The organism is Achromobacter sp. FW305-C-13 (genome assembly GCF_058783475.1).
In genome coordinates this window covers 2,102,925-2,116,545 of sequence record NZ_JBYSYN010000001.1, presented here as the reverse complement: position 1 = coordinate 2,116,545, position 13,621 = coordinate 2,102,925, and the positions used below count along the sequence as shown (strand labels likewise).

The window sequence follows — 13,621 nt, the reverse complement described above, 5'->3', positions numbered from 1 at the left end:
CGGGGAGCCCTATGAGCAATACCGTTCAAATCAAAGTGCCGGACATCGGCGACTTCAAGGAAGTGGAAGTCATCGAAGTGCTGGTCGCCGTGGGCGACACGATCAAGGCCGAACAAAGCCTGATCACCGTCGAATCCGACAAGGCCTCGATGGAAATCCCCGCGTCGCAAGGCGGCGTGGTGAAGTCCATCGCGGTGAAGGTCGGCGACAAGGTCGCTGAGGGCGCGGTCGTGCTGGAAGTGGAAGCGGGCGGCGAATCTGCCGCGGCGCCCGCCAAGGAAGCGCCCAAGGCTGCCGAGGCCCCCAAGCAAGCCGCTGCCGCACCGGCGCCGGCCGCCAAGGCCGCCGCACCCGCGGCAGCCACCTTCAAGGGTTCGGCTGACGGCGAATACGACATGCTGGTGCTGGGCGCGGGGCCTGGCGGCTATTCCGCCGCCTTCCGCGCTGCCGACCTCGGCCTGTCCGTGGTGCTGGTCGAACGCTACGAAACGCTGGGCGGCGTCTGCCTGAACGTGGGCTGCATTCCGTCCAAGGCGTTGCTGCACAACGCCGCGGTCATCGATGAAGCCCGCGAGCTGGCTGCCCATGGCATCAGCTTCGGCGAGCCCAAGATCGACCTGGACAAGCTGCGCGGCTACAAGGACAGCGTGGTTGCCAAGCTGACCGGCGGTCTGGCCGGCATGGCGAAGGCGCGCAAGGTCACCGTGGTGCACGGCGTGGGCGAATTCGCCGATGCCAACCACCTGACCGTGAAGGCGGCCGACGGCAAGAGCCAGACGCTGCGCTTCAAGCAAGCCATCATCGCCGCCGGCAGCCAGTCGGTGAAGCTGCCGTTCATGCCCGCCGACGACCGCGTCGTCGACTCCACCGGCGCCTTGCTGCTGCGTGAAGTGCCCAAGAAGATGCTGATCATCGGCGGTGGCATCATCGGCCTGGAAATGGGCACGGTGTACTCGACCCTGGGCGCTCGCCTGGACGTCGTGGAAATGCTGGACGGCCTGATGCAGGGCGCCGACCGCGACCTGGTCAAGGTATGGCAGAAGAAGAACGCCTACCGCTTCGACAACATCATGTTGAAGACCAAGACCGTGGGCGCGGAAGCCAAGAAGGACGGCATCTACGTTACCTTCGAAGGCGAGGGCGCACCCAAAGAGCCGCAACGCTACGACCTGGTGCTGCAGGCCGTTGGCCGCAGCCCGAACGGCAAGAAGATCGGCGCCGACCGCGCCGGCATCGCCGTGACCGACCGCGGATTCATCGAGGTCGATCGCCAGATGCGCACCAATGTGCCGCACATCTACGCCATTGGCGACATCGTCGGCCAGCCGATGCTGGCGCACAAGGCGGTGCATGAAGGCCACGTGGCGGCGGAAGCCGCGGCCGGCCAGAAGTCTTTCTTCGACGCGCGCGTCATTCCGTCGGTGGCGTACACCGATCCGGAAGTGGCATGGGTCGGCCTGACCGAAGACGAAGCCAAGAAGCAAGGCATCAAGATCGAGAAGGGCGTGTTCCCGTGGGCGGCTTCCGGCCGCGCCATCGCCAACGGCCGCGACGAGGGCTTCACCAAGCTGATTTTCGACGCGGAAACGCATCGCATCCTGGGCGGCAGCATCGTGGGCACCCACGCTGGCGACCTGATCAGCGAACTGGCCCTGGCCGTGGAAATGGGCGCCGACGTCGTCGACATCGCCAAGACCATCCACCCGCACCCCACGCTGGGTGAATCGGTGGGCATGGCGGCCGAAGTGGCCGAAGGCGTCTGCACCGACTTGCCGCCGATGAAGAAGAAGTAATTACGTCGCGGCGGCATTGCCGTCCGCGCGTAAAAGCAAAAGCGCCGGCCCTGTTCTAGGGGCCGGCGCTTTTTTTGTGCGGGTCGTAGGCCGGTGTCGGCGCGCCAGGCGGTCAGGCCTGCGTGTTGATGCGCGAGCCCAGCGTGCTGTCGATGGCCGTCGGCGCCACGGACTGCATCAGCGTCGCGATGGTGTCGGCTTGCGAATTCAAGACCTTCTTCAATAGCCGGGCCTGCACTTCCTGCACGACGTTCGCGTCTTTCAGGGCGAGGGCGGTATTGACGGTGTTGTTGACGGAGTCCATAAGTCGCGGTGTCCTAATCGAAAAACGGGTCGGGCCAGACCCAACGTTCACGCATTATTGCGCGGAATCCTCGCGTGGTGCAAAGCATTGTCACAGGTTTGCGTGGCCATCCTGTGACAAGTGGCCAGACGGATCATGGCTGCGTCGGGCATTCCTTGACCGTACCCCAGCCATGATTCGGTTCGCAGAATTGCTTGCGAGCAGCCCAGGCACAATCCGGCCGTTCGAAAAATCCCAGCTGGGCGCAGCGGGCTAATTCGCCCTTCAATGTATCGACCCAGGCCATCGGGTTCTGGGCGGGGATTTCGGTGATGCGCAGTGTCGATTTCGGGCCACCGGCGACGGGCGCAGGGTCTGCGGCCACGTGCGGGCGCGGAGGCGATGCCTCGGGCGGGGCAGTGGGTGTTGCGCCCGCCCCGGGCGCCGTTGGGGCCGTGGCGCGTTCCGGGTCCGCCGTCGGGGTGGATTCCGATTCCGGTGCGGATTCGGGTTTAGCGGAGGGCGTGGCATCCGGCGAGGCATCCGGTGCGGACTTGCCCGAGGCATCGCTCTCCCAGTCAGACGGGGCGTCTTCGGGCACAAGCGGCGGCAGGGGCAAAAGCGGCACGCGCACAGGGCTGGCCGACGTGGCACCGGTGATCCCGTTGTTGGGTGCGTTCCAATACACGACCAGCAGCACCAGCGCACCGTAGATTGCCAGGGTATAGAGCACGGTCAGGGTGGCGGACCCCATGCGTCGGCCGGTCAAGGGCGCGGCGTCGTCTCGGCCCAACAGGGCACGCCAGCCGACCAGTGCGGCGCCCGGGGCGGAAATCAGCCACCAGCCAATCCGGCGTAGACAGCCGGGCTCGGGCGCAGGCAGAGCAGCCTGCACTTGGGCGGCCAGCAATTCGCGCAACGCGCGGTTCTCTTCTCGCAGACGCAACGTCTGCGCGTCCACCGGCGCCTGAGAGTCTGGATCCGGGGTGCCGTCGTGCTGGGTAGCGAGTGGATCTGGGGGCGTGGCGGTCATGGCGTGAAAAAATTAGATACAAAGCTGCGGCCGCAATTATGCCGGGATCGCGCACGCCCCAAAAATCCGATAAGGCGGCAAAAAGCTGGCTTCAAAATTGTCTTGGAAAGGAACCCGCATTCCCGGTTGCGCGAATAGGGTGCAAGAGCCGGTAAAAACCTGCGCTTTTCGCTCGATTCCGCTGGCATCAGCGCTGATATTCTCGCCAACAATTGCCACTGGTACATGCCCGATGCGGAGTTTCTCTTGAACGCGCCTGAGTCCTTACCCGATGGAGGCCGCGACGTTGCGGCTTCTCCCGCTTTGGCCGATCACGCCATCAATTTCCTGAGTTCGCCGGGTCACCTGCGGGCCACAGCGCATCTGTACGGCTTGACCAGCGTGCCGCTGGACGAGGCGCGCGTGCTGGTCTTGGGTTGCCGAGCGGGGGCTAACGCGTTCCCGTTTGCCGCCGCTTACCCTGGCGCCAAAATATTGGGGGTTGACCCCGATTATTCCCAGATTGAACTCGCTCGCCAGCATGCCAGCATCCTCGGCTTGGCGAACGCGGAATTCATTGCAGCGGACTATGCCGCAGTGACGCCGGAAATGGGCGAGTTCGACTACATCATCGCGCATGACGTCTTCAGCTTGCTGGACCGCGATCAGGCCGCCGAGATTCTTCGCATCTGCCGCTTGAACCTGGCTTTCGAAGGCATCGCCTACGTCAATTACGACACCTACCCAGGGGGCCGGGCATTCGAGGCCGTGCGCGATGCCATGATGCTGTACAGCCATGGCGCCGAGACGCCGGAGGCGCAACGCGACGCCGCCCGGACTGCGCTGACCTTGTTCACCAACGGGATCGCCGCCGGCAACCCCATGGCGGGCGCGCTCAGCCTGGCGGCCGAGCGGAGCCGAGCCGATCTGGATGCCGGTTTGTTCGGGATTGCGCGTCAGCCTTATTACTTCGTGGAGTTCTCCGAGCTGGTTTCCGGCTTTGCCATGATCTGCGCAGGCGATGCCGAACCCCAGATTGAAATGGCCGATTCCTATGGGTCCAACGTCTCGCTGGCCCACGGTCTCCTGGGCTTGGGCAAGCAGCGGGTGTTGCGGCAACAGAATCTGGACTTTTCCGTCGGCCGCCAGCACCGTCGCACGCTTCTGGTGCACCAAGAGCGCGCCGAGCAAGTGTTGCCGCAGGTCGCCCTGCCGCGATTGATGGACCTGCGCTGGGCGGGCCGTTTCCGGCGTTGCGCGCTGGGACTGCGCGACGTGAAGAATGTTTACTTTGAAACGACGCCGGGGCAGGTTTTTTCGACGGATGATCTGACCGTGCAGCGTGTCGTGGACGCTTTGGGATGCGCCTGGCCCGAGTCCCTGACCGCGACGCGCCTGGTCGAGTACGTACAAGCCGGCCAACAGGTGCCGGAAGGCAAGACCGCCCAGGAAGTGACCCAGGCCGCGCTCCTGTATCTGTTGCGCCGCGGCCTCGTGCGATTCGTGGTGGATGCCACGCCCTACGACACGCCTGCCGAAAGCGAGTTGCAGGTCGTCCCCCACTTGTTGTCCGCCGTGGCGGCGCGCAAAGACGGGCTGGCGGTGCCGCTCTTCAACTGGTGGCATGAGTCGGTTGACGAACCAGTGGAACCCGTCGTGCTTGACCGCCTGGCCGCGGGTCAGTCTTTGTCGGCGATCGACACCGTCATTCAGGATGAAACCGCGTCGGCGCCGCCGGCGGATTTGAATATCGAGAGTCCGGCTGCTGATGTCGAGAAAATCTCGTTGGCGCAGCAATTGCGGGCGCTCAGGCGATCCGCATCGTTGCGCGTCGGCGCCACCCGCTGGCGGGATTTCCTGCAAGAAGGTTTGGAGGCGAGCAAAGGCGAGCGCCATTCATGGGCGCTTTATGTGCAGGCCTTGTCCCGATGGTTGCTGACGCAACCCGAGACGGTCCGCAAGTTGCGTGGCGTCACGCCCGAACAGCAGAAAGAGGCTGTCGAACTGCGCATGCTGGCGTATCTGGGCAAGGCCAATGCCGATACCGAAGCGCGCGTCCGCCGTTTGATCAAGCACGCACCGCGTTGCGATGCCGCGTGGGACGCGCTGAGTTCGATTCAACGCGACCGTGGCGAGCTCAAGGAAGCGGCCGCGTCACTGCTGCAAGCGTTCAAGCTTGATGCGGGCACCGCGCATCGTTATGTGCTGCTGTCGTTGCTGCTGATCTCGATGCAGCTGCTCAATGAGGCCGAGGTCGCTTGCTTGCAAGCCATATCCATGCAACAGAACTACGGCTCCGCGCACAACGTGCTGGGCAGTTGCTATCACAAGGCTTCGCGCTACTACGAATCCATTTTCCACTACCAGCGCGCCTTGGAACTTGATCCGGCCCAGTTGGATTCGATCGGAAACTATGGCGTCGTGCTGGCGGACATCGGGGACTTTGAAGGGTCGGACCGGCAATATAAAGAGGTGTTGCGCCGCACGCCGGACAATCCGCAGGTCTGGGGCAGCAGATTCTTTGGATTGAACTACTTCCCTGATCGTACCGCCGAGCAGATATACGCGGTTTACCAGGAGTTCGACGCCTTCTATGGCGAACCGATGCGCAAGCACTGGCTGCCGCACCGTAACGAGAGGAATCCTGAGCGTCGCCTGCGGATCGGCTACGTCTCGCCCGACATCCGGGTGCATCCGGTGACGCTGTTTCTTGAGCCGTTGATGGCGAATCATGACGCCGGGCAGTTCGAAGTCCATGTGTATGCGCACCTGGAAGTGGAGGACGAGGTCACCGAGCGCTTCAAGGGCTATGCACACGGATGGACCCGTACCAACGGGATGTCCGACGACGTCCTCGCCCGCCGCATCCGCGCCGACAAGATCGACATCCTGGTGGATCTCGCCGGCCACACCGCCAATAATCGCCTGGGTGTGTTCATTCGCAAGCCTGCGCCCGTGCAGGTCACGTGGCTGGGCTTCGGATGTACGACCGGTTTGAAGGCCATCGACTATATCCTGATCGATTCCGACATGGCGCCGCCGAGCTCGGAGCATTTGTTCGCCGAAGCGCCGTGGCGGCTGGACGGCAGCAATTTCGCGTATCGGCCGAAGGCCGAAATGGGTGATGTCAGCCCGTTGCCGGCCATCGCCAATGGCTATGTCAGATTTGTCACGCTGTCCCGGGCGATCCGGTTCAACGAGCACGTCCTGCGGGTGTGGGCAGACATCCTCAATCGCGTGCCGACGGCAAAACTCGTGGTGGACAGCCGCAGTTACGTGTCGACCGGCTTGCGTGAAGACCTGGAGACGCGTTTCGCGGTGCACGGCATTCCGGCCAGCCGCCTTGAAATCGGTTTCCATTCACCTCCCTGGGACCTGCTGCGCGAGTGCGACATCACGCTCGACTGCTTCCCCCATAACTCGGGCACGACCTTGTTCGAAAGCCTGTACATGGGGCTGCCCTTCGTGACCTTGACGGGCCGCCCGGGCGTGGGCCGCATTGGCGCCTCGACGCTGACGGGACTGGGCCGCAGCGAATGGACTGCCCATACCGAAACCGAATACGTCGACAAGGTGGTGGCGTTGGCCAGCGACATTCCGGCGCTGGCGCGTATCCGCGCCGGCCTGCGCGACGAGATGCGTGCAAGCAGCCTGATGGACGAACCCGCTTATGCGCGCAAGGTCGAGACGGCCTTTCGCGCCATGTTCAAAAATTGGTGTGAGAAACAAGCATGAAGGCAATCATTCTCGCGGGCGGCCTGGGCACGCGCATTTCCGAAGAAACGCACGTCAAGCCCAAGCCTATGGTGGAAATCGGCGGCAAACCCATCCTGTGGCACATCATGAAGATGTATTCCGCACACGGCGTCAATGACTTCGTGATCTGCTGCGGCTACAAGGGTTATGTCATCAAGGAGTATTTCGCCAACTACTTCCTGCACATGTCGGACGTGACCTTCGACATGGCGAACAACCAGATGGAAGTGCATCAGCGCCATGCCGAGCCGTGGCGGGTCACGCTGGTGGACACCGGTGATGACACGATGACCGGCGGCCGCTTGAAGCGCGTTGCCGATTACGTCAAGGACGAAGAAGCCTTCTGCTTCACGTACGGTGACGGGGTGGCGGACGTGGACATTTCCGCGCTGATCGCCTTTCACCGCAAACATGGCCGCGCCGCGACCGTGACCGCCGTGCAGCCTCCGGGGCGCTACGGCGCGCTGAAGATGGAAGACGACCTGGTGGCGGGTTTCACCGAGAAGCCGCGCGGCGACGGCGGCCTGATCAACGGTGGCTTCTTTGTGTTGTCCCCGGCGGTGCTTCCCCTGATCGAAGGGGATCACATTTCCTGGGAAATGGAGCCGCTCGAGACCCTGGCCCGCAAGGGCGATCTGATGGCCTTCCGGCACATGGGCTTTTGGCAGCCGATGGATACGCTGCGTGAAAAGCGCATGCTGGAATCGCTGTGGGAAACGAACAAGGCGCCGTGGAGGGTTTGGTGAGCGCCGATGCAGCCGGCTTCTGGCGTGGAAAACGTGTCTTCCTGACGGGGCACACGGGATTCAAGGGCGGCTGGCTCGCCTTGTGGCTGCACCGCCTGGGCGCTGAGGTCAGCGCCGTGTCGCTGGCGCCGCCCGCTGGTCAGCCGAGCCTGTTCGAGGCGGCGGGAATCGCCGCCGTGGTCGACAGCCATATCCTGGATATCCGCCAAGCGCCCGCGCTGGCCGCCAGAATCCGGGCGTTCCAGCCGGAGATCGTGTTGCATCTGGCGGCGCAGCCGCTGGTGCGCGCCAGCTATCGCGAGCCGCTGCAAACGTTCGACACCAACGTGATGGGCACGGCGCACGTGCTGGATGCACTGCGCGGCTTGCCGGGCGTGCGCGTGGCCTTGTGCATTACGACCGACAAGGTTTATCGCAACGAGGAATGGCCCTATCCGTACCGCGAAAGCGATGCGTTGGGGGGGCATGACCCCTACAGCGCCAGCAAGGCGGCCGCCGAGTTGGTGGCTGCCAGTTATCGCGACGCGTTCCTGCGGGAACAAGGCGTGGCCGTCGCGACCGCGCGGGCCGGCAATGTCATCGGCGGGGGCGATTGGTCCGAAGACCGTTTGCTGCCCGACGCCGTCCGCGCCTGGCAGGACGGCCGCACACTCGACATCCGCAACCCCGTGTCAGTGCGGCCGTGGCAGCATGTGCTGGAGCCGTTGGCGGGCTATCTTCGGTTGGCAGAGACATTATGGGCGCAACCCGAACTGGCCGGTCCGTTCAATTTCGGGCCGCCAGCGCACGAGGCGGCGACGGTGCGGGACGTGATTGAATTAGCGCGCGCGGCCTATGGCCGGGGCGAGGCCGCGTACGGCAAAGTCGGAAGCGGTCCGCACGAGGCGGGTTTGCTGGCGCTGGATACGTCGCGCACCCGCTCGGTACTGGGCGTGCAATCGCGCTGGAGCCTGGAACGGTCTGTCGCCGAAACCATGGGCTGGTACCGGGCCCATCATGAAAACCAGCACGCGCGCGCTTTGTGCGAGGCGCAAATCGATGCCTACGGCCCCCTGTGAACCGGATGTGCGCCGTCCACGGCAAGCAACACTGATTGTAGAGAAAGAGCATGAATCCTAATGAAATCCGGGCGCAGATCGCCCAGTTGGTCGACCAGTACCACGACGCCCAGGAACGTGAGCGTGCGGCGTTCGCGCCCGGTAAGACCGTGGTGCCGCCGTCGGGCAAGCTGATCGGGGCGGCCGAATTGAAGGCCATGGTCGAGGCGTCGTTGGACGGCTGGCTGACCACGGGCCGGTTCAATGAGGCATTCGAGCAGCGCCTCGCCCAATATCTTGGCGTCAAGCACCTGATCACCGTCAATTCCGGATCGTCGGCCAATCTGGTGGCGTTTTCGACGTTGACCTCGCCCAAGCTGGGCGAACGCGCGATCCGCCGCGGCGACGAAGTGATTGGCGTGGCCGCCGGGTTTCCCACCACGGTCAATCCGATCCTGCAATTTGGCGCGGTGCCGGTGTTCGTCGACGTGGAACTGGGCACCTATAACGTGAACGCCAGTCTGCTGGAAGCCGCGATCACCCCGCGCACCAAAGCGATCATGCTGGCGCACACGCTGGGCAACCCGTACAACCTGGACGTGGTCACGGCCTTGTGCAAGAAGTACGGGCTGTGGCTGATCGAAGATTGTTGCGACGCGTTGGGTTCCACCTACAACGGCCGCATGGTCGGCACGTTTGGCGACATCGGCACGCTTAGCTTCTATCCCGCGCACCACATCACCATGGGCGAGGGTGGGGCGGTCTTTACGAACGATCCGCACTTGAAGCTGATCGCCGAGTCGTTCCGCGATTGGGGGCGTGATTGCTATTGCGGACCGGGCAAGGACAACACCTGCGGCAAGCGCTTCTGTCAAAAGCTGGGCAGCCTGCCGGAAGGCTATGACCACAAGTACACGTATTCGCACATCGGGTACAACCTGAAAATCACCGATATGCAGGCCGCTTGCGGACTGGCGCAGATGGACCGGGTCGAAGAATTCGTGGCGCAGCGCAAGGCCAATTTCCGCTTCCTGAAGGAACGGCTGGCCTCCTGCGAGGAATTCCTGATCTTGCCGGAAGCCACGCCGGGCTCCGACCCGTCCTGGTTCGGATTCCCGATTACGCTTCGCCCCGAAGCTCAGGTGCGGCGCGTGGACCTGTTGACGTATCTGGACCAGGACAAGATCGGCACGCGCTTGCTGTTTGCCGGCAACCTGACGCGTCAGCCTTCGATGGTGGGCCAGCATTACCGCGTCTCGGGTGAGCTGACCAACACTGAGATCATCATGCAAAACACGTTCTGGATTGGCGTGCAGCCGGCACTGACGCCGGAAATGCTGGACTACGCCGCCAGCCGGATCGAGCTCTTCTTCGGCGTCGGGATCTGACATGCTTGCCCAAGCCTTGGATATTCCGGGCTGCTATCTGCTGACCCTGCCGCGCTTTCCGGATACGCGCGGCGAGTTCCGCAAGCTGTTGCATGCGCCGACGCTGGCGGGATTGGGGCTGGAGACGGCCTACGCCGAATCCTATGTGTCCGTGTCGCACCGCGGTGTGCTGCGCGGCATGCACTTTCAAGTGCCGCCGTCGGACCACGCCAAACTGGTGACCTGCTTGACCGGCCGCGCCCGGGATGGCCTCTTGGACCTTCGGCGCGGGTCGCCCACGTTCATGCAATCGTTGTCATTGACGCTGGATGGCGATACCCCGCAAGCCGTGTATGTGCCGCGCGGAGTGGCCCATGGATTCGCCGCGCATCGCGACCATACCGCGCTGCTGTACTACACGACCTCGGTGCATGATCCCGAGCGGGATGCGGGGGTGCACCCCGCCAGTGCGGGCATCGACTGGTGGGAGGGGGAAGCCGGCATCGGCGATCCGCTGATGTCGCCGCGCGATGCGGCGTTGCCGGCGTTGAACGATTTCACGACGCCTTTCACGTTTACGGAGCCGCAATGACGGTGCGCGTGCTTGTCACCGGAGCCAGCGGATACGCGGGCGGCGTGATTGCCGAGGGTTTGCGCGCGCAGGGCATGGAGGTCCTGACTGCAGGCCGCGCGCCCACCCATGACATCACGCTGGATTTGTCCGACCCTGCCGGCGTGGCGGCCTTGACGCTGCCGCACGGCCTGCATGCCTGCGTGCATGCGGCGGCGATGCACGAAGTCGCCTGCCGCGCGAATCCGGCCTTGGCCTACGTGGTCAATGTCGCGGGCACGCGCGCGCTGCTGGACGCCTGCGGGCGGGCGGGCATTGCGCGGCATGCCTACGTGTCGACGTTTCATGTGTTTGGCCGGCCCGAAGGAATTCTGGGGGAGGCCTCGGCGGTGACGCCGGGCAATGACTACGGGCTGACGCATTGGCAGGCGGAGCAGCTGTATACGCTGGCGGCGCAGACACACGGCCTGTCGGTGGATATCTTGCGGCCGGCCAATCTATTTGGTCTGCCCGCGCAGTGGGCAGGCTTTGACCGCTGGACGCTGGCGCCTTTCGACTTCTGCCGCCAGGCGGTGGCACATGGACGAATCGTGCTGCATGGGCAGGGCACGGCGGTGCGCAACTACCTGAGCGCCCAGCATTTCGCGCACACGCTGGCAGGCCGCTTGACCCAGCCTGGTGCGGGCGTGCTTCACGTGGCCGGCGCCGACTGGCGGATTCGGGACCTGGCGAATCTGGCCGCGTCTTGCGCCAGCGAGTCGTTGGGTCGCCAGGTGCCGGTCGTATTCGGCTCGGCGGTGGAAACCCCGGCGCCTGATTACCAGTTCACGTCCCGCCACGACGCCGCAGAGGGCGGGGACGCCCACGCGGCGATGGCCGCGTTTCTCTTTGGAACGCTGGCGTATCTGAGGAAGTCTCAAGCATGAACCGTCTATCTGTCCTGGCCAAGATTTCCCCCTTGGCTGACATCGAACGATCGGTGCGCGGCAATCACGTCACAGTGGGCGACCACGCGACGATCGATAGTTTCGTGAAGATCAAATTTGCGGGTGGCGATGGCGACGTGCACATCGGCGACCAGGTCTATCTGAATTCCGGCGTGGTGATCTATTCGGGCCATGGCGTGAGCATTGGTCGCGGCACCTTGATCGCCGCCAACACGACCTTGGCGCCCACGAACCACGAGTACCGCCGTAGCGACCTCACCATCATCGAGCAGCGCTTCATGCCTAGCAAGGGCGGGATCCTGATCGAAGAAGATTGCTGGATCGGCGCCAATTGCGTGCTGCTGGACGGCTGCATATTGCGGCGTGGATGCGTGGTCGCGGCCGGCACGGTCTTGCGCGGCGAGTGGCCGGCGTATGCCGTCATCGCCGGCAACCCGGCGGCGGTGATTCGTCATCGCACCCCGGATGCGTATTGAATATCTATCGGAGTAGGACCGGTGAAATCGAATAAGAAAAGCGCGCCTAAACCCGCGAGCGGCCAGACGATGAGCGTGGATGACGCGTTCGGCGTGGCCGCGCGGGCATGGCAGGAAAACCGCCAAGCGGACGCGGCCCATATCTGCAGGCAGATCGCGACGATTCGTCCCGACCATCAGGGCGTCAAACATCTGAACCTGGCGATGCAGCACGGCGTGCGCAACCTGGTGTTCACGGCGTTGGCCCTGGCCGACCCCGATGTTTACAGCATCGGTGATTATTCGTACGGGGTGCCCTCGGTTTTTCCCCACAATCAGCCCCACGAACCAGCCAGGCTCACCGTCGGCAATTTCTGCACCATCGGGCATGGGGTCGAGATCATCCTGGGGTCGTACCACCGTCAGGACACCTACACGATCTATCCGTTCTCGGCGCCGCATTTTGGTACCTTGTTCGCGTCCACGCAGGACATCACGGACTACTCCACGACTCGCGGCGGCGTGACGATCGGTCACGACGTGTGGATCGGAGCCGGCGCGAAAATCATGTCGGGGGTCACCATCGGCACGGGCGCGGTGATCGGCGCAGGGTCCGTGGTGTCGCGCGATGTGGGCAACTATGAAATCTGGACGGGCAATCCCGCGCAGTTCCGCCGGCGTCGTTTCGACGAGGCCGTGTCTGCCCGCCTGATGCGCGCGCGTTGGTGGGATTGGCCGAAGGATTTGATCGAACGCCATGCACGCGACATCATGCGCGGCACGCCCGAGGCGTTGGATGCACTGGAACGCGGCCACGATGAATGGCTTGCGCGTTTGCGGGCGCCGGTTGGCGCGCCGTTCGAGATGGTGCCGGGGCAATCGGGGCTGGTTCGGGTACGCCGCGCCGCTGGCTGGCGGGAAGGGCGCCCCACATGGGTGGTGCTGCATGGCTCGCTGGGCAGCATCGCCACCGTGCAGGCCTTCGAACCCCACCTGCCCGATGCGAACCTGCTATTTGTGGACTTGCCCGGTTGCGGCGCCAGTACCGCGCCGCAGGACATGTCGGTAAATGGATTCACGGATGAGCTGTTGCCGGCGCTGTTGATGGCCGCGCCCGCGGGATTCGGCATATTGGGCGTATCGTTTGGTGGCAGCGTCGCGCTGGAAATCGCACGCCGTACGCCGCTGTGCAAACAGGTGGTGCTGCTGGACACGCCGTTCTCGGCCGCGAAGCTCTGGCACAACCAGGCGTTCTTGCGCGGCGCCCTCGCGAGTCGCCCCGACGACCGCTATCTGCGCAGCTTTGCGCTGGAAATCTACGGGGTGACGCCTACGGCCGCGGTGGAGCGCGACTATTGGCCGTTGCTGCAGGGTATCGCGCAGCCGGTGACCGTGCTGACCGGTAATGTGCCGATGCAGCCGCCCCGCGATATGCCGCCGGTGCCGTGCTGCCTGGATGAGGAAGACCTGGTGCGTCTGGCGGCCCTGGGGTTGCGCGTGGAACGCATCGCGGGTGGCCATGACCTGATCAACGACAACCCGGCGGCCGTGGCGGCGGTAGTTCGGTCCACGGGCCTGACCGCGTAAGTCGAGGGCTGCGCTCGACGATAGAATGAGCGCAAAGCAGGATGCAAGCAGGGGCGGATGAATATCC

At 64.1% G+C, this 13,621-nt stretch carries 11 protein-coding genes; 9 read left to right on the top strand and 2 right to left on the bottom strand.

The features are described 5' to 3' along the window. Nucleotides 1-11: 11 nt before the first annotated feature. Nucleotides 12-1,793 (top strand): dihydrolipoyl dehydrogenase, encoded by a 1,782-nt coding sequence (gene lpdA, locus AC3WMU_RS09525; RefSeq protein ID WP_006227410.1) that lies wholly within the window; start codon nucleotides 12-14, stop codon nucleotides 1,791-1,793. Between the two features lie 112 nt (nucleotides 1,794-1,905). Here lpdA and AC3WMU_RS09520 read toward each other — a convergent pair whose 3' ends face one another. Beyond that, a complete protein-coding gene (locus tag AC3WMU_RS09520) occupies nucleotides 1,906-2,097 on the bottom strand; it encodes a putative motility protein (RefSeq protein WP_006227411.1) in 192 nt (63 codons plus the stop codon). A gap of 133 nt (nucleotides 2,098-2,230) precedes the next feature. Next, complete coding sequence (locus tag AC3WMU_RS09515; RefSeq protein ID WP_492282217.1) at nucleotides 2,231-3,109, bottom strand: hypothetical protein; 879 nt, start codon at nucleotides 3,107-3,109, stop codon at nucleotides 2,231-2,233. Between the two features lie 246 nt (nucleotides 3,110-3,355). Here AC3WMU_RS09515 and AC3WMU_RS09510 point away from each other — a divergent pair, with 246 nt between their 5' ends. The 8 genes from AC3WMU_RS09510 to AC3WMU_RS09475 are packed head-to-tail and all read left to right on the top strand — an operon-like array spanning nucleotide 3,356 to nucleotide 13,554. After that, nucleotides 3,356-6,823 (top strand): O-linked N-acetylglucosamine transferase family protein, encoded by a 3,468-nt coding sequence (locus AC3WMU_RS09510; RefSeq protein WP_492282216.1) that lies wholly within the window; start codon nucleotides 3,356-3,358, stop codon nucleotides 6,821-6,823. Further along, nucleotides 6,820-7,590 (top strand): glucose-1-phosphate cytidylyltransferase, encoded by a 771-nt coding sequence (rfbF, locus tag AC3WMU_RS09505; protein WP_315134935.1) that lies wholly within the window; start codon nucleotides 6,820-6,822, stop codon nucleotides 7,588-7,590. The genes AC3WMU_RS09510 and rfbF overlap by 4 nt, the downstream gene beginning before the upstream one ends. Beyond that, nucleotides 7,587-8,648, top strand: a complete 1,062-nt coding sequence (gene rfbG, locus AC3WMU_RS09500; protein WP_424626041.1) for a CDP-glucose 4,6-dehydratase — start codon at nucleotides 7,587-7,589, stop codon at nucleotides 8,646-8,648. The genes rfbF and rfbG overlap by 4 nt, the downstream gene beginning before the upstream one ends. A 50-nt stretch (nucleotides 8,649-8,698) precedes the next feature. Beyond that, nucleotides 8,699-10,015: a lipopolysaccharide biosynthesis protein RfbH gene (rfbH, locus tag AC3WMU_RS09495; RefSeq protein ID WP_315134932.1), complete on the top strand. Its 1,317-nt coding sequence runs from the start codon at nucleotides 8,699-8,701 to the stop codon at nucleotides 10,013-10,015. Between the two features lies 1 nt (nucleotide 10,016). Further along, entirely contained in the window at nucleotides 10,017-10,586 is a 570-nt protein-coding gene (locus tag AC3WMU_RS09490) for a dTDP-4-dehydrorhamnose 3,5-epimerase family protein (protein ID WP_492282215.1), read from the top strand. After that, nucleotides 10,583-11,491 (top strand): NAD-dependent epimerase/dehydratase family protein, encoded by a 909-nt coding sequence (locus AC3WMU_RS09485; RefSeq protein ID WP_492282214.1) that lies wholly within the window; start codon nucleotides 10,583-10,585, stop codon nucleotides 11,489-11,491. Before AC3WMU_RS09490 ends, AC3WMU_RS09485 begins: the two co-directional genes overlap by 4 nt. Then, nucleotides 11,488-11,988, top strand: a complete 501-nt coding sequence (locus tag AC3WMU_RS09480; RefSeq protein ID WP_424626038.1) for an acyltransferase — start codon at nucleotides 11,488-11,490, stop codon at nucleotides 11,986-11,988. The genes AC3WMU_RS09485 and AC3WMU_RS09480 overlap by 4 nt, the downstream gene beginning before the upstream one ends. Before the next feature lie 21 nt (nucleotides 11,989-12,009). Further along, nucleotides 12,010-13,554: an alpha/beta fold hydrolase gene (locus tag AC3WMU_RS09475; protein WP_492282213.1), complete on the top strand. Its 1,545-nt coding sequence runs from the start codon at nucleotides 12,010-12,012 to the stop codon at nucleotides 13,552-13,554. Nucleotides 13,555-13,621: the final 67 nt, after the last annotated feature.